18 protein-coding genes are annotated in these 21472 nt (G+C 56.5%); 8 read left to right on the top strand and 10 right to left on the bottom strand.

The features are described from left to right. Nucleotides 1–6 precede the first annotated feature (6 nt). The 9 genes from ACF8AM_RS02195 to hpf form a co-directional block, all read right to left on the bottom strand. Entirely contained in the window at nucleotides 7–2094 is a 2088-nt protein-coding gene (locus ACF8AM_RS02195) for an FdhF/YdeP family oxidoreductase (protein ID WP_392554065.1), read from the bottom strand. Between the two features lie 88 nt (nucleotides 2095–2182). Next, a complete protein-coding gene (locus ACF8AM_RS02190) occupies nucleotides 2183–3520 on the bottom strand; it encodes a sulfatase (protein WP_392554064.1) in 1338 nt (445 codons plus the stop codon). Nucleotides 3521–3548: 28 nt separating this feature from the next. After that, nucleotides 3549–5111 carry a sulfatase gene (locus ACF8AM_RS02185; RefSeq protein ID WP_392554063.1) on the bottom strand — a complete coding sequence of 521 codons (1563 nt, stop codon included), beginning with the start codon at nucleotides 5109–5111 and terminating at the stop codon, nucleotides 3549–3551. Nucleotides 5112–5116: 5 nt separating this feature from the next. Further along, entirely contained in the window at nucleotides 5117–6721 is a 1605-nt protein-coding gene (locus ACF8AM_RS02180) for a ribonuclease E/G (RefSeq protein WP_392554062.1), read from the bottom strand. 111 nt (nucleotides 6722–6832) lie between these two features. Then, nucleotides 6833–7534, bottom strand: a complete 702-nt coding sequence (locus tag ACF8AM_RS02175) for a TIGR03936 family radical SAM-associated protein (protein ID WP_392554061.1) — start codon at nucleotides 7532–7534, stop codon at nucleotides 6833–6835. Beyond that, nucleotides 7531–9276, bottom strand: coding sequence for a phosphoenolpyruvate--protein phosphotransferase (ptsP, locus tag ACF8AM_RS02170; RefSeq protein ID WP_392554067.1), 1746 nt, complete (start codon nucleotides 9274–9276; stop codon nucleotides 7531–7533). Before ptsP ends, ACF8AM_RS02175 begins: the two co-directional genes overlap by 4 nt. A gap of 394 nt (nucleotides 9277–9670) precedes the next feature. Then, nucleotides 9671–10018, bottom strand: a complete 348-nt coding sequence (locus ACF8AM_RS02165) for an HPr family phosphocarrier protein (protein WP_392554060.1) — start codon at nucleotides 10016–10018, stop codon at nucleotides 9671–9673. A gap of 142 nt (nucleotides 10019–10160) precedes the next feature. Then, nucleotides 10161–10640: a PTS sugar transporter subunit IIA gene (locus tag ACF8AM_RS02160; protein WP_007328918.1), complete on the bottom strand. Its 480-nt coding sequence runs from the start codon at nucleotides 10638–10640 to the stop codon at nucleotides 10161–10163. Between the two features lie 84 nt (nucleotides 10641–10724). Beyond that, complete coding sequence (hpf, locus tag ACF8AM_RS02155) at nucleotides 10725–11066, bottom strand: ribosome hibernation-promoting factor, HPF/YfiA family (RefSeq protein ID WP_099263507.1); 342 nt, start codon at nucleotides 11064–11066, stop codon at nucleotides 10725–10727. 262 nt (nucleotides 11067–11328) lie between these two features. Here hpf and ACF8AM_RS02150 point away from each other — a divergent pair, with 262 nt between their 5' ends. The 8 genes from ACF8AM_RS02150 (at nucleotide 11329) to ACF8AM_RS02115 (ending at nucleotide 20147) form a co-directional block, all read left to right on the top strand. Next, on the top strand, nucleotides 11329–11619 hold the full coding sequence (locus ACF8AM_RS02150; protein WP_230254776.1) for a hypothetical protein: 291 nt from the start codon (nucleotides 11329–11331) through the stop codon (nucleotides 11617–11619). A 17-nt stretch (nucleotides 11620–11636) separates the two neighbouring features. Continuing rightward, nucleotides 11637–12710, top strand: a complete 1074-nt coding sequence (locus ACF8AM_RS02145) for an agmatine/peptidylarginine deiminase (protein ID WP_392554059.1) — start codon at nucleotides 11637–11639, stop codon at nucleotides 12708–12710. 471 nt (nucleotides 12711–13181) lie between these two features. Next, nucleotides 13182–14879: a hypothetical protein gene (locus ACF8AM_RS02140; protein WP_392554058.1), complete on the top strand. Its 1698-nt coding sequence runs from the start codon at nucleotides 13182–13184 to the stop codon at nucleotides 14877–14879. An 87-nt stretch (nucleotides 14880–14966) separates the two neighbouring features. Then, nucleotides 14967–15884, top strand: coding sequence for a sugar phosphate isomerase/epimerase family protein (locus tag ACF8AM_RS02135; RefSeq protein WP_392554057.1), 918 nt, complete (start codon nucleotides 14967–14969; stop codon nucleotides 15882–15884). 21 nt (nucleotides 15885–15905) lie between these two features. After that, nucleotides 15906–16289, top strand: a complete 384-nt coding sequence (locus ACF8AM_RS02130) for a group 1 truncated hemoglobin (protein ID WP_392554056.1) — start codon at nucleotides 15906–15908, stop codon at nucleotides 16287–16289. Nucleotides 16290–16557: 268 nt separating this feature from the next. Next, nucleotides 16558–18174, top strand: coding sequence for a 2,3-bisphosphoglycerate-independent phosphoglycerate mutase (gene gpmI / locus ACF8AM_RS02125; RefSeq protein ID WP_392554055.1), 1617 nt, complete (start codon nucleotides 16558–16560; stop codon nucleotides 18172–18174). Further along, nucleotides 18174–19493 (top strand): glycosyltransferase family 87 protein, encoded by a 1320-nt coding sequence (locus ACF8AM_RS02120; RefSeq protein WP_392554054.1) that lies wholly within the window; start codon nucleotides 18174–18176, stop codon nucleotides 19491–19493. Before gpmI ends, ACF8AM_RS02120 begins: the two co-directional genes overlap by 1 nt. A gap of 147 nt (nucleotides 19494–19640) precedes the next feature. Further along, complete coding sequence (locus tag ACF8AM_RS02115) at nucleotides 19641–20147, top strand: hypothetical protein (RefSeq protein ID WP_392554053.1); 507 nt, start codon at nucleotides 19641–19643, stop codon at nucleotides 20145–20147. Between the two features lie 29 nt (nucleotides 20148–20176). Here the strand turns inward: ACF8AM_RS02115 and ACF8AM_RS02110 are convergent, their stop codons facing one another. Beyond that, nucleotides 20177–21265, bottom strand: a complete 1089-nt coding sequence (locus ACF8AM_RS02110) for a hypothetical protein (RefSeq protein ID WP_392554052.1) — start codon at nucleotides 21263–21265, stop codon at nucleotides 20177–20179. Nucleotides 21266–21472: the final 207 nt, after the last annotated feature.

Genomic DNA, 21472 nt, shown 5'->3' with positions numbered 1-21472 from the left:
CTCGGGTTAATACAACAAATCGTTTCCGGCACGTATTTTCTCGTAGCCGCGAGCCAGAATGCCGGGCATCGATCCAATTTCGTTTTCGACGGTCACACGCTGATCGTGAGCCAGCCCGAGACGCTGCAGGTCATCGGGGTTCATCAGGATGATGTCCCGGCGGTCTTGGTTGCGATACAGGTCCTCTTCTTCATACACGACGGTGTTGAATTGGCCTTCGCTGCGAACGGTCATCAACCGCAGTTCATTTTCAGCGGTGCCCTTGAGGTGTGGGATCGTGTGGCAGTGCAGTACCGCCCGCCCATCTGCGGTGCCGAATTGAGGTTCGTAGAACGTACGTCCGCCGATCTGGAATTCTTCTTTGGTTTGGTCGATCGAGCTGATCTTTCCGTACCCGGGCACGACCCGGCCGATCCAATCGCGGATCGTGGAGGTGTGGTGCATCTGTTTCCAGTCGATGCCCTTCGCATCGGGAAGCAAGCGTTCGCCTAGCGTCGCGATGATTTCAACTTCGCTGCGTGGACCTGGCAATCGGCGAGGCCCGCCGTCGCTCAGTCGAACGAAATTGAACATGGATTCTTGCGTCGTGGGTTCGGGTTCTTCGTCCCGAGCGAGGACGGGCAAGATGATTGTTTCTTTGGCGAGCCCGTGAGCATGTCCCGTGTTCATCGTGGTGTTCATCATCACGTTGAGATCGAGATTGGATAGGGCTTCACCGGCGAAGGTTGCATCCGGATTGGACCCGAATAGGTTGCCGCCCAAGCAGAACCCGGCTTTGATTTTTCCTGACGCGGCGTCTTCCATGCAGGCGAGCGTGTCCAGGCCTTCGGTGGTTGGAAGTTCGACGCCAAAGTGTTCCTGCAACGCATCGAAGATTTGTTGTTTGAGTTTGGGCGTGACGCCAACGCTGCCGATGCCCTGCACGTTGCTGTGACCGCGAATTGGCATCAAGCCACTGCCGGGACGCCCGACCATCCCGCGGCACATGGCGAGGTTCGCGATCGCCTGGACATTCTCAACGCCGTGAGCATGGTGGGTGATTCCCATGGTCCACGAGAACACGGCGCGTTCGCTCTTGGCGTACAACGCCGCGATCGATTCCATTTCGGATTGATCGACGCCCGATTTGCGTTCGAGTTCATCCCACTCAAAAGCTTGCAGTGCGGCGAGGTATTCCTCGTGCCCGTTGCAGTGTTGCTGTAGAAACGGCAGGTCGATTTGGTTGGTTTCTTGCAGTGATTTCGCGATGCCCCACAGCAACGCTAAGTCACCACCAATGTGTGGTTTGACGTAGTGCGTCGCGACCTTGGTTCCCTTGAGCAACGAAATTGGATCGCTGGGGATTCGGAATTTGACCAGCCCTGTTTCTTCGACCGGGTTGATGACGATGACTTTGCCACCGCGACGCCGAACGTGCATCAGGCTGGTCATCAGTCGCGGGTGATTGCTGGCTGGGTTGCCGCCAATCAGGAACACGCAGTCGGATTTTTCGAGGTCTTCGAGCTGAATGGTTGCCGTGCCACTGCCAACACTGCTTTGCAGCCCAACACCGCTGGCTTGGTGACAATAGAAGCTGCAGTTGTTGACGTTGTTGGTGCCGTACACGCGAGCGAGCAACTGCAACAGGAAACCCGCTTCGTTGCTGCCGCGTCCGCTGAAGTACCAGAACGTTTCTTCGGGTGAGAGCGAGGCGAGTTTGCCGACGATGGTGTCGAAGGCTTCTTCCCAGGTGATCGTTTCGTAGTGTGAGTCACCTTGCCGGTAGCGAACTGGGTGGATCAGCCGGCCGAGATGTTCCAGCTCGCGTGGTGTCATTGCCGCGAGTTGTTCGACCGAGGTTTTCTTCCAGAACGGCGGTTCAATACCGGGCTGCATGTCCGCGACCATGGCCTGCAAACTTTTTTTGCAGACCTCGGGGAAAGAGCCCGTCTCGTTGACCATGCCGCCTTTTTGGCCACCCATGCCGACCGCACAGGTCTTGCAAGAGTTTCGAGTCCGCATGGCTTGGTAGAGCTTCCAAACACTGCCGGTCTCACGCCCTTTTTTGAACGTGTACCAAATGGCTCGGAAGCCACCGCCACTGCCAACTTTCATCGAATTCGTCTTTCAAGACCGAGTGAGAATCATGTCGTGGTCAACGAGGCTCGCCCATGCAGTGAGGAGGATCAAGTGACATCCACGATCATGCCGAGTCCGGTGAATACCATTCATCCAGCAAGGATTGCAGGGCTTCAACCGTTTCGGGCTTTTGATCCGCCAAGTTCTGGTTCTCGTGCGGGTCCTTCACGACATTGTAGAGTTCAGGCGACTGGCCTGTCATGCGATTGGAAGGATCAATCAGCTTGTAATCGCCTTGAATGACCCAGCGATATCGCAAACTTGAAGATGGATCGTCCATCGACTGGATGTCGTGTTCGAAGATCTCTCCATAGATTGCATCACGCAGTTCCAGTTCATCGGGATCGAGAACATTGATCCCGGGCAAGTTATCAGGAACTTCGAACCCGAGCAGGTGCTGGACCGTCGGGACGACGTCGATCGTGGATGCTAGGTGCGTGGTGTCCATTCGCGGTTCGATCACACCGGGCAAACGGTACATGATCGGCGTGCGAGTTCCGCCTTCGTTGGGACTGCGTTTGCTGCGAGGGGCGTAGCGGCTGGCGGTGGTTTGGTTGATCCAGCCGTTGTCGGTGACATAGACGACGAGCGTGTTTTCAGCGAGCGAATGTTTGTCGAGCAGGCCAAGCAGTTCCCCGCAGGTTTCGTCGAACCACTCGCACATGGCCCAGTACTTGGCCATCGGCAGCGAGTCGGTTTTGTCGCGGTATTTCGCCAGCAAACGTTCTGGTGGATTGTGTGGCGTGTGCGGCAAGAAGGGGGCGTACCAGAGATAAAACGGTTGTTTTTTCTGTTGTGTGTCAGTCAGGAAGTCATCGATGACTTGCATCCCTTCTCGGCCGATCTTCAGCCCGACATCGCCGTGGCGACCATCACGGGTGAAGTCACCATGGGTCATCGCGTCGGTGAAGCCTGCACGCGCGGGTTTGCCTTCCCACCACTTGCCGGTTTGCAGGCTGCGATAGCCGTGAGGAGCGAGCAGTTCCGGGTGACAATCCAATTGGTCCACATGCTGCAGGTAATCCATCCGGTTTTGGACGTAAGCCGGTTGGTTGTGCGCCGGTCGACGCTGGCCGTCTTGCATCCCCGCCCATGGTGGGTCATTTCCAACAATTCCATGTTGGTGCGGGTAGAGGCCGCTGACGATGGTGGCAAGCGATGGACGGCACAGGCTGACCGGCGAATACCCACGTGTGAACGTGAGACTTTCCTTGGCCAAGCGGTCCAGGTTGGGGGTCTCGATCTGGGGATGCCCCATGAACGAGTAATCGGTCCAGGCTTGGTCGTCACTGAGGATGACGACCACGTTGAGTGGGGCGTCTTCCGCGGATGCTGGGGCCCGGAACAGAAACGCGAAACAAATGGCCGGCAACGCCAGCAGCAAACGGTGGGGAACGTTCATATTGGGTGGGGCTAGAGAGAGGTGGGAGTCACTGCTCCGAAAAATATTGCTTCGGAAAAGTGGCTTGGGGAGACTGGTTCGGATCGCGAAGCGGGAACCGTGGGCCGTGATCTTCCAGCAAAGGCATCTCCATGCCAGTGCTGTTTTTCAGCAGGTGCCACAGTTGCTGGTTCAACGATTCGACGTGTTTAGCATAACTCGAATCATGGATGAGGTTTCGCATTTCTGCGGGGTCGGATTCGAGGTCATAGAGTTCGTCGCGGTCCCACAATCCGTGGCAGCGGATGTATTTGAAGCGGCCGCCGATGATGGCATGCAACGTCGGTGTGTGCGGGTAGTTGCGTTCCCAGTAGTACTCGTAAAGCAGCGTGCGGTCTTTCAGAGCCGATGCGTCACCCGAACAGAGAGCCTGCCAAACACTTTGCCCATTGATGTTGTTCAATTTGGGGGCTTGGGCGGCTTCCAGAAGTGTGGGGGCGATGTCGATGTTGCCGACCAAGCCATCGAACGGGACGCCCGCGGGGACTTTGCCAGGGGCGACGACCAACAGGGGCACTTTGGCGCTGGCTTCATACGCGGTGCGTTTGTCGATCAGTCCGTGGTCGCCGAATTGAAAGCCGTTGTCGCCCATGTAGACGACGATGGTGTTCTCAGCGAGCTCTTGTTGCTTCAGGAATTCTCGCAGTCGGCCAACCGATTCATCCACCGCCAGCAGGGATTCGCAATAGCGACGGTAGTAAACCTCGGGGCTGAATCCTGGCAGGTTGTAACCAAAGTCAACGCCATGACGACTGTTGCGTTGATTGCGAACCCACATGGGTTTGTTCCCGGTTTCCATTGCTTCGGTGGTCGGGATCTCAATTGGCAGCGTTTCGTTATCGTAGCGACCACGGTGCCGGTCAGCGGGAACGAAGTCCGCATGCACGGCTTTATGGCTGACGTACAAAAAGAACGGCTTGTCCGGATCGCGTTTGTTCAGCCAATCCAGTGAGTAGTCCGTCAATTCGTCGGTGATGTAGCCGCGTTGCGGCACGCGTTTTCCGTTGACGTTGAATCCGTCGTAGGTGGTTTGCGGGACTTCACGCGTCGTCCCATGGCCGTCGGGCCAGTAGGTGCCTTGCCCTCGAAACGAGACCCAGTGGTCAAAGCCGCGTTGAGGGTCATCGATATCGCCACCCATGTGCCACTTGCCGATGAAGGCGGTTTGGTAGCCAGCTTCTTGCAAGGATTGAGGAAAGAAGACCAGGTTGGGATCGACTGCGTGGTAGTTGTCGACGACGCGGTGATTATGAGCGTACTGGCCCGTCAGGATCGAAGCGCGACTGGGAGAGCACAGTGAGGTTGTCACATAGGCTCGGCGGAGCATCGCGCCATCGCGAGCCATCGCATCGAGATGGGGCGTCTCTAAAAAAGGGTGACCCGCAACGCCCAGGCAATCGAAACGATGGTCATCGCACAGGACGAACAGAATGTTGGGGCGGGAATCAGCCGTCGCTGTGTTGTACGAACCGAGGCAGACGGTCAGCACCAGCGACAAAAACCCAATCACAAAACAAGTTCGTGATTGGGTTGTGGAGACATCAATTTGCATTGGGATCAGGAGTCGATTTCGACGCGTTCGCCGTGCTCGTCACGGCAATCCACTTCCAGGTGTTCCGGGAACAGTCCTTCGCTTCCGAGGATTTGAACGGTCATGTTACCGGATTCTTCCATCTCACTGACGGTGCGACGTTTCTTGTTGTTCAAGAAGGCGGAGACTTCGTCGTTGACGCGAACGGTGACGCGAACGATGTGTTTGTTCTTGACCGCTAGTGCCAGCATGCGGACGACTTCGATGGACATGCTTTCCGGAGTCTTGACCAAACCGCGTCCTTCGCAGCAAGGGCAGTCCTTGTAGATGCTGCGTTTCAGGCTGGGACGAATTCGTTGACGAGTCATTTCAATCAAACCAAACGGGCTGGTTCGAAGGATCTTGGTACGAGCGCGGTCGTTGGCCATTGCATCGCGAAGAACGCGTTCGACTTTGCGACGATAGCTTTCTTTTCGCATGTCGATGAAGTCGTTCACGATCACGCCGCCCAAGTCGCGGAGGCGAAGTTGGCGAGCGATTTCTTTGGCCGCAGCGATGTTCAGGCGGAATGCATTTTCTTCCGCTGAAGCGTTGCCACGGAAGTTGCCGCTGTTGACGTCGATGGCGACGAGGGCTTCCGTCGGGTCGATCACGATCGAGCCACCGTCGGGCAGAGCAACTTGGCGTTGGTTGATTTTGACGATCTCCTCTTCCAGGTTGTACTTGTGGAAAAGAGGGCCGGGGCCGTCGTAGTATTTCAAGCGATCGACAACCCGCGGCATGACCATTTTCAAGAAGTCGCGAGCCTTTTCGTAGGATTCCTTTTGGTCGATCAGGATGTGATCGATGTCGTCGCTGTAGATATCGCGAATGGTGCGAATGATCAGATCGCTTTCTTCGTAGATTTCACCGGGTTCCGTGGTGTTTTCGACTCGGCGAACAATCGCTTTCCACAGACGCAGCAGGTAATCCATGTCGCGTTGAAGTTCGTCTTCGCTGCGCCCAGCGCCAGCGGTGCGGACGATGAAGCCGAGGCCCTTGGGCGGGTTGAGTGACAGCAAGCATTTTTTCAATCGCTTGCGATCGTCTTCGTCTTCAATTTTACGGCTGACGCCCACACGCGAGAGCGCTGGCATGAGCACGAGGTAGCGACCGGGGATCGAGATGTAGGTGCTGAGCGTCGGGCCTTTGTTGCCGATGCCTTCCTTGATGACCTGCACCAGGACTTCGTCGCCACGTTTGAAGATTTCTTGGATCGGTGGTTTGTTACGAGGGCGTCCGCCTTTGAAGACTCGTGTGCTGCCGCGTCCCGATTCGCGATTGCGTTGGGCGGCGGCTTCGGCCATCTCGTCTGATTCCCGCATGATTTCTTCGGGATCGTAACCGCCTTGGCGGAAGTATTTCGGCTCAATGTCGCTAATGTGCAAAAAGCCATTACGGCCCACACCAAAGTCGACAAATGCCGCTTGGATGCTGGGTTCGAGATTGACGATCTTGCCGCGGTAAATGTTGCCGGAGTAGTTCTCAACGCTCTTCCGTTCGACGTACAGCTCTTCCAGTCGATTGTTCTCGACCACCGCGATACGGCTTTCTTCGGGCTGAAGCACGTTGATCAGCATTTCACGTTTCATCTAAGTCACCTCTTCTTCTGTGTTAAGCCGGCTTGATGCGATTGCCAACAAGGACGGTCACATGGACGCCGACGTTACGAAAGTATGTGGTTGCTCCTGACTCAGGAGCGTTTAATTCGGGTTCTGCCCTTGGAGTTCAACGCCGGTGCGAACGATCGTCGCGCCGCGTTCGGGCCAGTCGCTCAGGTCCAGCAGGTCGAGCACGTCCTGCATTTTCAGGGACGCTCCTTCGGCGAGGACCATGCGAGCAAACAGTTGGTTGTCTTGCAGTTCGATCGTGGGCAGGTGTTCCTTCACGATCGCCGTGACAGTCTTGCCTTTTCGCTCGACCGAAACGGATTCTTTGTTTTGCAGGTTGGCGATGTTTTGTTGGATTTGGTCGCGTTTGGATTCGTCCCAGTCATCCGGGAACGACACGGTGTACTCGGTGGCCTTGATGCGTGCTTTTTTCACGCCTTCCGGGATCTTTTCGACCGAGTGGATGGTGAGGCCGGGTTGTTCGTCGCCACGCAAACGTTGCAGCAATTCATCCGCGTCGAGATCTTCGCAAAGATCGATCTCGGCGACTTCGTCGAGGCTCTCGATTCCCAGCGGCAGTGCGGATGGAAAGGCAATTCGCGGCGTGGGGTGAAAACCTTCTGTCATCGACAGGGGCAGCGCGACTCGCCGTGCGACACGTTCAAACAAAAGGGCCAAGTCGCGGTGGCTGATCCATCGCAACAAACCGGTTTTGGCAAAGCGGACTCGATAGCGAATCCGCAGTTGATCAGCCGGGTGCAAGTTGGGCGATTGCCGAGAAGGCCGCGTTCTCATTGCATCACCAATTCGGGAGCCAGGTCGGCCAGTCGATCCAGCAGGTAGAGGTCGACGTCGCGAGCGGCTTCCAGTTTCATCACGCGTTCGGCGATCATTTGGCACTGCTCGATCGAGACATTGCGGATGACTTTTTTGACGCGTGGCAAAGCGGAAGGCGGAACGCTGAGGTTGCGAACTCCCATTCCCAGCAACAGCAACGCGCGGCCCGGGTTGCTGCTCATCTCACCACAGACACTGACTGGTGTTTGGTTTTTGGCAGCCACATCGATGCTGTGCTGAATCAGTCGCAGCACGGCAGGGTCGCTGGATTTATAAAGGTCCGCGACGTATTCATTGCTGCGGTCGACGGCCAGGGTGTACTGGGCCCAGTCGTTGGTGCCGATGCTGAAGAAATCGACTTCGCTAGCGAAGTGTTCCAGCATCATCACCGCGGCGGGGACTTCGACCATCATTCCGACGGGCAGGTCGCTGCGGTACGGCAGGCCAGATTCTTGCAAGTCTTCTGCGACGACGTTCAGCAGCATGCGGGCCTGTCGAAGTTCGTTGATCGTGGTGATCAGTGGGAACATCACGCGAACGTCGCCGTGAACAGCGGCTCGCAGGACAGCTCGAAGCTGTGGCCGGAACACGTCGAGGTTGCGAAGAGACAAGCGGATGCTTCGCAATCCGAGGAACGGGTTGTTTTCACGATGAGCCATGTTGCCACGGCCCATTTTGTCGGCACCCAGGTCGAGGGTTCGGATGACAACCGGGCGGCCGTCCATCTTTTGAACGACTTCGGAGTAGGCTTGGTAGTGATCTTCTTCGGACGGTTCGTCGTCGGAAGAGAGGTACAAGAACTCGGTGCGGTACAGCCCGATTCCGTCGGCACCGCGTTCCAAGCAGGCGGCAGTTTCGTGAGGGAACTCGATGTTCGCATTGAGTTGAATGCGAATACCGTCGGTGGTTTCGGCGGGCAGTTGGCTGAGTTCTGCCAGTCGCACCGCGAGCGAGCGGCGGTATTCGGCTCGCTGAAGGTAATTTTCCAGGACCTCTTCGTCGGGATCGACGATCAGTTTGCCGCGGTCGCCGTCGACAATCACGCAGTTGGAGCCAGCGATTTGGTGCAAGAAGTCTCCGATGCCGACAACGGCCGGGATTTCTAGGCCTTTCGCGACGATTGCGGTGTGGCCGCCGGGGCCGCCTGTCTCGGTGCAGAAACCCTTGACGTATCTGCGATCCAGATTGGCCGTTTCACTGGGCGTGAGCATGTGCGAAAGCACAATGACCGGCTCGCTCAAATCCGAAAGCGGTTGGCGGGTGACCGCGCCGAGTTGCATCAGCAATTGACGCTCGATATCCAACACGTCTTGAGCCCGGTCGGCCAGCAACGGGTTGTCGAGGCGGCGAAGGGCGGAGGCATAGTTGTGCAGCACACCGCTGACGGCAAAGGCGGCTGATTGTCGGTCTTCGCCGATTCGACGTTGCAGTTCCGAGTGCAGTCGCGGGTCGTGCAGCATTTGCAGTTGGGCTGCAAAAATGTCGCCGGTGGAGCGTCCTGCGGTGGCCGTGGTTTCCAGTCGGCTGTGTTCCAAATGGGCGCTAACTAGGTCCACGGCGGTGTGCAGACGCGCGAACTCATCCTCGACGTCAGACGCCGGGACGATGCAACGCGGGATGCGGTATCCATCGGCGTCCAGCACCAGGGCTGGGCCGATGGCGACACCCGGTGAGACGGGAATGCCTTGCAATTCAAGCATCATGCTTCGATGCCGAAAGACTCGATCCGATTGAATTCTTCTTGTGCGTTTAAAGGGTGGTTTCTGCGGAGCATCCACCAAGCTTGCCAACTCATTTGCGCCATGCCTACCCCAGTGGAAGGTGTCGTGGACACCCGCAGGGGTCGCAGGGATGCGAGAATCACGTAGGCCGCGACGGTTCTCAGGTCACCGATTCGGGTGGGTGGTCTGGGGAGAAGCGAGTTCGAAACGGAGCATCGCAGTCGTCGAGCTTGGACGAGTGATGAGCGGTTTCGCCAGGCTAATTCGAGGCGGATGATTGTTTGGTTGTTGGGTTGGAAAGCGTTCTAAACGCGAACCGGCACCACCGGGCAACGGGAAAAAAGGATCGGGAAAAACGACATTTGGATCTCTTTTACGAGGGTGATTGATCAGGAGAATCGCTGGTCTCACCGGCCGAGCAGGCTGGTGAGCCAGGATTCTCATCGAGTTCATGGAAACCGCGGTCGAACAGTTGACCAACGGCTTCGAGGGCTTGTTCGGCGTCTTGACCTTGGGCGGAAACCGTGAGATCGGTTCCCTCGGTGGCTCCGAGTGTCAACAGAGACAGGATGCTACGGCAGTCCACTTTTTCAGATCCCTTTTGCAGGAAGATCTGAGACTGGAATTCCGATGCGCAGCGAACCAGCAAATCTGCTGGTCGGGCATGCAAACCTTGGCGATTGAGGACACGAACAGAACGCTCGTGTAAGGGGGCACTCATGCGATCACCGCCGGGCGGGTGACAGTGGAATCAACAAATGGAACAGGAGCATCAAGCACAGGGCCGCTCACAGACGGAGCTGGCCGGGACAGGTTGCCTCGGTATTCGTTCATGTTGAAGGATTGGTTCAGCAGGAAAACGTTTAACCGGCGGCAAACTGATTGTCGTCGGCTTCTTGCAGCAATTGTTGAATGTCGTCTGCGGTCTTGCTCTGTTTGAGGAAGCGGCAGAACGATTCATCACGCAATTGTCGTGAAATGTTCTCGAGGGCACGCAAGTGGTCGCCGGGACGTTCAGGCGGGCTGATCAAGAGGAAGAACAGTTGAACGCGTTCGCCGTCGAGCGAGTCGAAATCGACGCCTTGTTCGCTGACACCGACGGTGCCAACGAGTTGTTGGACGCTGGGGTGTTTGGTGTGAGGGACGGCGACACCTCGGCCAATGCCGGTGCTGCCGAGTTCTTCTCGCTTCATGATGGCGGCAACGATATCGTCGCGTTGATCAGCGGAGATTTCGCCAGCATCAAGAAGGGATTGGACCAGTTCGTCGATCACCGCTTCTTTGGTTGTGGCGGTCAATTCGGCGCGGATGGCACCGGTTTTTACAAAGTCGGAGAACTTCATGGGACAAATTGTCTGAAATGCGAATGAATGGAAGCGTTTAGGTGAAATGCCGGCACGGATTCGCAACGAGGACGGGCCGAGGGCTCATTCGTCGTTGGTGTCGACGCTTTCGATGTGTTTGTGGGCGGTGGCGCGATGTTCGGTCTTTTTTTCTTTCAGCTTCCGCAATTGCTGTTCTGCCTTCGGAATGGCTGCGTCCAAGGCGGCGATGACGGTGGTCGCCTCGGCGTGCGCGATCAAGTCGTCCGAGTGCTCGACAGAAATTCGAAATTCGACGTGAGGTTTGTCGAGATTTTCGAGGTCGATGGTGACGTCGATCGCATTCACTCGATCGTAAAGACGTCGCAGTTTGAGGGCCTTTTCTTCGACCAATGCTTGGTCGCCGGGTTGCAATGCCCCGTGACGGGCGGAAACGTTCACCTGCATGCTCAACCTCTTGCTGTTTATTATTTAAGATTTCGTGCGACTGAACCTGAAAAGCGAATGTTAGCCTTGTCGGGCCGGTCGTCCACAAAGCCAAGCGTAGCCGACTTTGACGCAGGCGAACAGCGATCCTTTTGGGCAATTTTCAACATTGCTCGCAGCTTTAGGGCCTGGCCCCGTGACAAAACGCCTGCGAATGGATACGCTTCGCGGTTCGTCCACAGGTTTTTGATTGTCCATCCTCCAACCCCCACAGCTTTGATTTATGGCTCGAAAGGTCATCAGCCGTCAGGAAAAAGCTGCCGAAGCAGAAGCCGCTGAAAAGTTGGCCGCTGAGGCCAAGCGGAAAAAAGCGTCCAGCCGAAAAACCAAAAAGGCAGCCGCCGATGTTCGCTTGCGTCTTTATTGGGGCGTTTTTAGTCAGAATTTGAAGCGGGTCGCCGTTTTCGAATTTGATCAAAAGGACGAGGCCCTCAAGCGTTCGGAAGAACTGAGCAAAGGGGGCAAGTCGCCTCACTTCGTTCAGAAGGTCAAGGAAGAAATCAAGGTCGAATAAGGCTGTCGTGAGTGAATGTGCCGGGGTCTCCGTCTGCTGCCGGTGCGTCGGCGCCGGTCCGCTATCGCTTTCCCGCCGAGTGGGAGCCATGCGGAGCGGTTTGGCTGGCTTGGCCGCACAATCGTGACACTTGGCCGGGCCATTTTGAGCCCGTTCCTTCTGCTTTTGCTCAGTTTGTTCGCGCGATTCTGCAATCAACCCCGGTCCGGATCCTGGCAACCGGGGCGGTTGCCGAAGATTGTCGTCTTCGTCTGCGCGAGTCGGGATTGGCCGAGAGCGATATTTTGCAGATCGTCGATATCCCCACCAATGATTGCTGGGTTCGAGACTACGGCCCCACTTATGTCATCGCTCAGGATGGACGGAAAGTAGCCGTCCATTGGCATTTCAACGCCTGGGGCGGCAAGTGCGAACCGTTTGACGCGGACGCCGCCGCAGGAGCGAAAATGGCGAAGTGGGCCGGGCTGCCGCGATTGGATGGTGCATTGACCTTGGAGGGTGGTGCTCTGGAAACCGATGGGGCAGGGCGTTTGATGGTCAATCCGGGCTGCTTGCTGGATCCGGCACGCAATCCAGGGTTGTCCAAAGAGCGGATTTCCCAGCAATTAAACCATTTTCTCGGGATTCACGAGATCGTGTGGGTCGACGGGGGAGCTCCAGCCGGGGATGACACGGATGGGCACATCGACCAGATCGCGAGGTTTTTGGACCCCAGGAATGTTGTTTGTGCGTTCGCTGGTTCGGACGAAGATCCCAGTTTTGCGGGCTTGGAGGCGAATTATCGCAAGCTGCGGCTGTGGTCGCGGCAAACCGAGCCCGGTGTGACGGTTCATCGTTTGCCGACACCGCCGCCTCGCGAATTGGATGGTGCGGCGGTGCCTCAGAGCTACTGCAATTTTTTGCGTTTGGGGGCCGAGCGGATGCTGGTGCCCACGTTCCGATCGCCCGAGTGTGATGAGCGGGCGTTGGCTCTATTGCGTGAGCTGTGTTCGGGGGTGGAGGTGGTCGGGGTGGACTGTTTTGACATCGCCTGGGGGCTGGGGACGCTTCATTGTGCCAGTTGCCACGAGCCCGCGGGGCCAGCGGCTTGAGTGTTTGGCGGCGTTGTTTCGGCGGTGCCAGACGCTGCAAGGAGCTTTTTTTGATTCGTTGGAGCTCGGATTTCGGTCCGAAACACTCGAAATCGAGCTGGGGACGTTGATTCGCCCTTGGGCGAAAATCATCCGAAGGTTATACCTAGCGGCTTGACAATCCGACGGATCGTCCATTGATGCCGCGCACGTCGCGATGCCTCGCCGACCCCATCACAAAATCACTCGAAAAAATTCGGGTACTAGAGGGACACTCTTGTAGAGAAGAGGGTGTCAGCGACGGGGAGCGAGGCCCGATCAATCGATGTCGGTCGGCCCACGAACCGGTTTCCTGCACGCAGGCAGAGTCCAAGCCGCGATTGAAGCCAGTTCAGATCATTGCACACTTTTTGTCGACGCATAGCGAACGCATTCTGGGCCCGTGTTATTTGGCCTGTTTGGATCGTTGGTTGGCGTCGCATTGGAAACCACATGCCAGACAATTGGAATATCCTCGCAAGTTTGTTGGGGACCCCCAAGCCGCCGGATCGCCCCGCAGCCAAGTCCGAACCCGAAAAACCGGCTGCTGAACCTGAGGCGGCTGAGGAAACTTGCGAGTCGAAAGAAGAAGCTGAAGCCGCCGCTCCTCCAGAGGAAAAGGAATCTTCGCCGCAGAAAGCGTCTGCATTTGCAGACGCCGATGAAGGTGCGGATGATGTTTTGCAGGCCTTGGCCGCTGTGAAGCCGCCGCCAAAGTTGCCCGGTTTTGGCGTTCCGGCCGAGGACGAGGATGCGGCGGAACCAGAGGATTCTGCTGCGGGCTTTGGTGCTGCAGAAAGCAAAATCACGAAGCGAGAAACGCAACTGAAATCAGGCGGCGAAAAATCGCCCGCCGCGAAACGCGATCGCAAGCATCGTGGTGGCCCTGATTTGGGCGAGCCACCACGGAAACGCGGCAGCCAAAGTGGATTCGCGAGCGGATTGCTTGGGGACGACGATTCTGACGTCGTCGAAGATGCGGAACTTGAAGTGTTGGATGACGAGTCTGATCTCGTGGCAGCTGACACGGTGGAAATTGAAAGCTGGGACGCGGAGTCGGTCGACAACGACGAGTCTGCTGCCGCAGCAAAATCAGGCCGTGAACGGAATGGTCGCGGTCGCGGGGGACGCAGTCGCCGAGGCCGTGGCGCGGATGATTCGCAGGACGAATCGACTGACTCAAAACCTGCTGGTGGTCGTGGAGGCCGTCGCGGTCAACGTCAGAAAATGTCGGATGCGGACGTCGTGGTGGAGGCTCGTTCGAAGCCTTCACGCGGTGAACGTGAAGAATCTGATTCCGAAGCATCAGAAACTCGTGGCCGTCGCCGGCGCCGCGGTGGACGTCGTGGTGAGCGCGCCGATTTAGATCGAGGATCGGAAGAGCGTTTTAAATCGGAACCATCGCGAGCGGAACGCAGCGACCGGGGACGATCCGGTGGACGCGATGAAGGCCGCAAGAAAGCCTGGGATGATTCGGATCTGGAATCCGATGACGATTCCTTCGCATCGGATTTGTTTGTCGACGATGGCTCGGTGGATGAGCCGGTTGCGGATCGCGATCCAAAACGATCGAAAGAAGGTTCGGATGACGACGAACCACGTGCAGGCCGCCGACGTTCGCGTCGCGGAGGCCGTCGTCGTGGTGGGCGCGGTCGTGAAGAACGTGAATCGTCTGACGTGAAGGCTCGCAGTGGTCGCAGCTCGGAATCCGAAAAGGATGACGACTCGTTTGACGACGAGCTTCCACGATTCGCTTTTGCCGACGATGACGATTCCGTTGAGTTGGAACGCGAAGAATCGGATGGCGACAAAGAGGTTCGGTCCCGAGGTCGTTCGCGATCTCGCGGTGGTCGCAAACGCGACCGGGACAACGACCGAGAGCGTTCGGGCGGTTCCGGGCGTGACGGCGGTTCAGAACGATCGAGCGGTTCGGAGCGTTCCAGCGGGTCTGGACGTGACGGCGAGCGATCTGCGTCTCGGGGACGTCGTGGAGAACGCAAGGATTCTCGCAAGAAGGATCCGGACGTTCCAACGTGGGACGAAATCGTCAATCAAATTGTGGATAGCAATTTGAAGGGTCGCAAAAGCCAGCCTTCGCGTGGAGGCCGCGGGCAATCTGGCGGTGGCAGCTCTCGAGGGCGTCGTCGCTGATGGTGAGCGTGGTGCTGGTCATCACGCTGCTATCTGAACCGTTCAACCACCCCAAACAATTCATCTAAAATCAATCAAGGAATCTCCATGTTTAAAAACTTCTGTCCTTCGGCGCTTGGCATCAACGGTCGTCAGAGCGAGTTGATCGAATTGGCTTTGACCTATGCCTTCCGTGGCATGGACGTCGACATGCATGACATGCTGCGTCGGTCGCAACGGACCTCGTTCGAAGATGCGTCGAAGTATCTCAAAGCATCGGACATCAAGATCGGTTCGTTCCATTTGGCGATTGATTTGGATTCCGACGATGAAACGTTCACCGCGGCGGTGGCTCAATTGCACCCGCTCGGCGAAATCGCCCAGCAACTTGGTGCAGAGCGTGCATTGATTCGCGTTCCTGCTGCAACGAACCGTTTGCCGTTCAATGAGTTCTTCGACGTTCAACGCAACCGATTGGGCCAAATCGCAGACGTTTTGGGACAGCGTGAAATCAAATTGGGCGTTGGTTTCCGTGCCGGTGCGGAGTTGCTGGAAGGCAAGGAGTTCACTTTCGTCAACAACGTGGAAACCTTCCGTGCGTTGGTTGACGCCGTGCCAAACGAAAACGTTGGCTACGTGATCGACACTTGGGACTGGGTTGTTGGCGATGGTGCCATGGACCAGCTCAGCGAAATTTCCGGCGAAAAGATTGTGGCGTTGCGTTTGGGTTCGGTTCCTGCCGAAGCTGACTTGGCAACCGTGAAATCGACCGACCGTTTGCTTCCTGAACTCAACGGCGTGACGTTGGACCACGTGAAGGTTGTCAGTCACCTGAACGAAACCAATTTCAGTGGTCCGATGAGCCCCACCGCATCGACTTCGCAATACAAAGGCCAGACCCGCGAATTCTTGGTTCAAAAAGCCCAAGAAGCGATCGATGGCATTTGCAAGGAAGCCGGCATGACGGTAGCTCCTTTGCCGATGGATTTGATCGAAGACATTCCTTACGAACCGACCCCTATGTGATCCAACGGGAGAACTTCCATTATGAGTGAACCTGAAGCCGACTTGTTAGACCAGCTCGGCGGCACGGACGGACTTCGTCGCGTCGTCGACGAGATGTATTTTCGCGTGCTTGCGGACCCAGAGTTGACTCATTTTTTTGAGGGAGTTCCGATTGAGAAATTGGCTCGGATGCAAACCGAGTTCATCGCCTCAATCACTTCGGGGGACATTGAGTACACCGGTGCGGACCTGACCAGGGTTCATGCCGGGCGCGGGATCACGCGAGCTCATTTCTCCGCGTTTTGTGGTCACTTGGCGGATGCATTGGAGGCAAGCAAGGTCTCCTCGAATGCCATCCATCAAGTGCTCGGCAAGTTGGCGATGTACAGCGATAAAGTCACCGGTTCCGCCAACGTTGACGGTTGAGGCGATCTCATCGGAATGGCGTCTCATCGGTGACGGAAGAGCGGAACCTGTCAAAAGTTTTGGTCTGCACGATGTTCAGCAATAGTCGGAGTTCGACCAAAGTCGGAATGGCTTTTGTCGCTTTGACCATATTCATTTCTAACCGTATCGGGTTGCTGCCTCGGGTTGGGTTCACTGTGTTGGGAGCACCGGCAACGGGTGTCGATTCTTAGCGTGAACTCGCGGTCAGGGGCGTTCCTGTTTCGCACATTCTTTGGTTTTTACTTCTATGACTGCCACTCGTCGTCGCCCTGTCGTTTTGATCGTCCGTGATGGTTGGGGACAAAACCCGGACCCCAAATGGAATGACTGCAACGCTGTTCATTTGGCCAACACGCCGGTCGATGACAAGCTGACAAAGGAATACCCCAGTGTTTTGATTCACACGTCGGGGGAAGACGTTGGGTTGCCTGACGGAGTGATGGGGAACAGCGAAGTTGGTCACCAAAACATTGGTGCAGGACGGATTGTCGATCAGGAAGTGATGCGAATCACGCGTGCGATTCGTGACGAGTCGTTCTTCAGCAATCCGGTCGTCGTGGGCGCCATCGAGCACGTCAAGAAGAACGGCGGGCGATTGCATTTGTTGGGGCTGATGTCCGACGGTCGGGTGCACAGTGATTTGCAGCACGGTATGGCTGTGATTGACTTGGCGAAACGAAATGGCTTGAAAGGCGATCAACTCGCGATTCATGCGATCACCGATGGCCGTGACACGTCGCCACGTGGCGGACTGGGATTTGTTTCGCAGTTGGTGCAGCGATGTGAAGAATCGGGTGTCGGAGTGGTTGCGTCGGTCATCGGGCGGTTCTACGCGATGGACCGTGACCTTCGCTGGGAACGAGTCGAAGCGGCTTATAAGTTGATGACGCAGGGGGGTGGGCAAACCTTCCCAACCGCCAGTGCCGCGATCGAAAGTTATTACGCCAATCCAACGGAAAGCAGTCGTGCTGGAGACGAGTTCATCACTGCTTCGTCCATCGTCCCAGAAGGCGGTTCACCCATCACGGTTCAGCCCGGCGATGCTGTGTTGTTCATGAATTACCGTGGCGACCGGACTCGCGAAATCACGAAGGCATTCACCTTCGATGACGCGGCTTGGAAAGACATTCCCGGTGGCGGATTTGATCGCGGTGAGAAGATCGACAATCTGTATTTCGCAACCATGACGGGATACGAGACCGGTTTGCCGGTCAAAGTGATCTTTGAGAAACCTGCCAAGATGCCAAATATTCTCGGCGAATACGTCGCTTCCAAGGGACTGCACCAATTCCGTTGTGCGGAAACTGAAAAGTACCCGCACGTGACATTCTTCTTCAACGACTATCGTGACAATCCGTTTGAAGAAGAAGAATGGGGGATGGCACCCTCGCCGCGTGACGTTTCCACCTACGATCAAAAGCCTGAAATGTCGGCGGAGGACATCACGGAAAAGGTGCTCGAACAAATCAAGTCGGGCAAGTGTGACATGATCATCGTCAACTATGCCAACGGTGACATGGTCGGGCACACGGGGGTTTTGGAAGCTGCGATCAAAGCGGTCGAAAAGGTGGATGCCTGTGTTGGCCGAGTCGTGGACGCGACGTTGGCCGCGGGCGGATCGTTGGTTGTGACTGCTGATCACGGCAACTGCGAACAAATGATCGATCCCGAAACCGGCGGACCTCATACGGCGCACACGACTTATCAGGTTCCGTTGATCGTGGTGGATCCCGAGTTCGTCGGCAAACCGCTTCGCGAAGGCGGGCGTCTGGCTGACATCGCACCGACCGTTTTGGCTTTGATGGGTTTGGAAGTGCCGCCTGAGATGACCGGCCGTCCTCTGATGGAAACACAGACCGCCTGATGTCGGCTGCCCCGCGGGAAGGTTGGACCGTCGGGAATCGAACCGTCGCGATCATTGCTGCCATGCTTTTGCTGGCGGGTTTGGTGGCGACGTTCTCACGCATTGTTGTGGACTATCAAACGCCTGGTCCTTTTGATCCTGAGCATCAAGGGCTGTGTGATTTTCACAACGGAATCTACTTTCCCACTCGAGCGGTGTTGGCGGGGGAAAGTCCGTATAGCGATGCTTATGCGGCGAAGTATCCAGTCGCGAGGCAGATTCCATTTTTTTCGCCCGTGATTCTGTTGATGCACGCGCCGCTGGCGTTGTTGCCGCTGCACATTGGCGAAGTGTTGAACGTGATCCTGCAGTTGTTTCTGCTGGCTGCGATCGCGGTGTTGGTGGCTCGTGAAGCTGGGTATCCAAGGCGATATGACGCGGTGCTCTGCATTGCCATGGCGATGGTTTACAGTCGCGGTGGTCACATCACATTCTTCAACGGCTACTTCACCTTTCAGTTGGTGTTGGCAACGTTTTTATCCGTTGTTTGGGCGGATCGTCGACCTGTTCGGGCGGCGTTTGCGTTGTTGGTGGTCTCGGCAAAGCCAACCTATATTCTGCCGCTTGGGTTCCTGATGCTGGCTCGCGGGAATTGGCGAGCGTTGATCATCGGTGCTGTGCTCAGCATTGCCGGCGCCGCTTTGCCGCTGGCTTGGATCGCACACCACGAAGGTGACGGCGACATCGCAGCGGGAGTTTCGATCCTGAAGCAGCAGATTGTCGACACGCAGGAAGTTCACCGTTCAATGGACGATGAGTCGCCCGTGTATTCATGGACACGTCTTGATCTCTTCGCCATCATCGCGAAATGGCGGGGAGAAGATCCGGGGGATCTGCCGCACATTCTGGCGATGGCCGCGCTGTTGGTTGTCCCGATGTGGGTTCTGTTTGTGCGAGCCCGGCGTGGCGAGGACGATGGGATTGCTGGCGTGACCGGTGGCGTTTTGCTGACCGCGTTGTTGGTCAGTTTGTACCATCAGTCGTACGATTCGCTGCTCATGATTGCTCCCGTTGCCGGGGCTTGGATGGCGAGACTGGATGGCTGGTCAAATGTTTCGCCCAAACTGCGGTGGGTGTTGTGTGCTTTGATGGCATTTCCAGCGTTGAATTACTTGTCGACGCGAACGTTCTTGTTGCGGTTTGAATTGCCGGAGGTTTTGGTGAGAGTTTTCACCAGCCTCAATGGGATTTGTCTGGCGATTTCGCTGGTGATCCTGTGTTGGATCGCGTTTCGAAAGCGGGGCGAGCCGGAAAACCAGGTCAGCGGAAACGCCGAGTGAGCTAGGTTGGGGGGAACTTTGGGGGATCGCGTTCGTCCAAAGTTTGTTCATTGAACATCCCCCTTGTTAAGGTTCCCTCAAATGCTCGATCGATTTCTTTCTTGCGTTCGCTCACGTCTTGCTCCGTTTGTTCTCGCGGCAATTCCGGTGGCAGTGTTATCCACAATGGGCGACCAAGAAGTGGTTGCGCAGCAGCAGGTGGTCGCCGTTCCATCGGGTCCGATCAAAGATGTAACTTTTCAGGCTTTGTGGTTGATCGAATCGGACGACGCAAATCGGGTTGAATACGCGGGAGCGGCCCGTGAGGCGTTGACGACGGTTGGATTTGGGCGATTGGTTCCTGCGGGGAGCGCGATGGCGTCCGTCACGGTTGGATTGGACGCTCGTGTGGACGGCGGCTCGCGCTACGGTCAATTGCAGTGTCAGGTTCGGTTTCTGAACACGACGGAGTCGGGTGAAGTCCAGGCACAGGTTGAGTTCCGGACCCAGCCACAATCGGGGATGAGCATCGCGACCACCGTCAGGGCCCCGGTTGGAAAGTGGTTCCTTGTCGGGGCTGCTGACTCACGAACGGGATTGCCCACTCATGCTGATGATGGCAAACGTGCCGTGATGATCATGAAGGTGAACAAGGATGTGATCACCCTGGAGTAGCCTGTTTTTTAACCTGAACCAAGCGACGTTCAGAAGCTCGGAACGGGCTCATTTGGCGTCGTTTCGACTTCTTCTGTTTCTAGGTTCAGAGTTGTGTCTTCGCTTGCGTTGGGGGCGTCGGTTGCCGGATCCAGTTCCGATTCTGGCTGATCCGCACTTTCGTTTGGAGTCTTTGGTGCATCGGATGGATCCGCCCCGTCCGTGTCGACGGGGATCAATTTCATCGCAGCCTCGAACTGTTCGAGTGTGGTCTTTGCGTCTGTGATCGCGGCTTCGGCTCGTTGGCGTTCAAGTTGCACGGACTTGGAGTAGGCAGAGGGCGTCGATTTTTGCTTGTCGACCAGGTTGGCCAATTCCAGTTCGGTCGCTTTCAAATAGCGGGTCAAATCGCGATGGATCGATTGAAGTTGCAGCTTCAGCAGGGCGGTTTGCTTTTGCGCGGATGTGTAGTCCAGTGTTGCTCTTCGCAATTCGGAGGCAGGGAGCGCGCGTTCTTCATGCAGTCGAGTGTATTCGTTGAGTCGTTCCTTGTTTGCTTGCTCAAGCACTGCTGCGTCGCTTGCTTTCAGTGCAGACTCGAAGGCTTCCATGAGTTTGCCGGGGTAGGATGGAGGGATTGGTCTGGACGCTGGTTTTTGCGGCGAAGGACTCGGGGGCCGGTTGGGGCTTGGTTGCCATGGCCTGGTTGAACGAGGGGAGTTGCTTTCTGGGTATGCGTAAGGCGACTTTGGGTGGAAGTTATCGCTGATCGGGCTGCCGCCGTATTGATTTGAGGAATACGGCGACAGCGGGGCAAATGGAGTGTGGGGTGGTGTGTAGTTCCAGTCCAGCGGATCGCTGCGGCCGAGCAATTGGTCGATTCGTCGCTGAATGATTTTGTCTTGGTTTTCAGCGCGTTGCTGATGGATCTCTTTGAGCGATTGGAGGCGTTTCTCAATCGCTGCAATCTCCGATCCTTGCTGCTCGTGCATCCGCTTGAATTCCTGTTCCAGTTCGCTGCGTAAATCAGACAGTTTTGCATCTACCTCACGGTTGTTTTCTTCGGTGGTTGGTGTGTCACGCAGTTGATTGACCAATTGTTTGATTCGTTCGTTGTGTTTGGAATTTTCTCTGGTCATCAGGCGGCCTGTGACTCGGACGGGAACTCGCTCCGATCGAAATTCTGTGCTGATGGAGATGTTTCCGTCTTCGTCCCTGGAATGAACCGTGACGGGTACCTCGACGTCTCGAAAACCATAATTTTGAGCGAGAGAATTGCGTTGGTTGAACGGCAATGTCGTGTTGGATTGGCGACTGAATCCTGGTGGAGATTGATGATCGCTGGT

This window comes from Rhodopirellula sp. JB055 (genome assembly GCF_043100905.1).
Classification (GTDB): Bacteria; Planctomycetota; Planctomycetia; order Pirellulales; family Pirellulaceae; genus Rhodopirellula.
The sequence above is the reverse complement of the archived record's forward strand: the minus strand, read 5'-3'. Positions and strand labels throughout refer to the sequence as shown.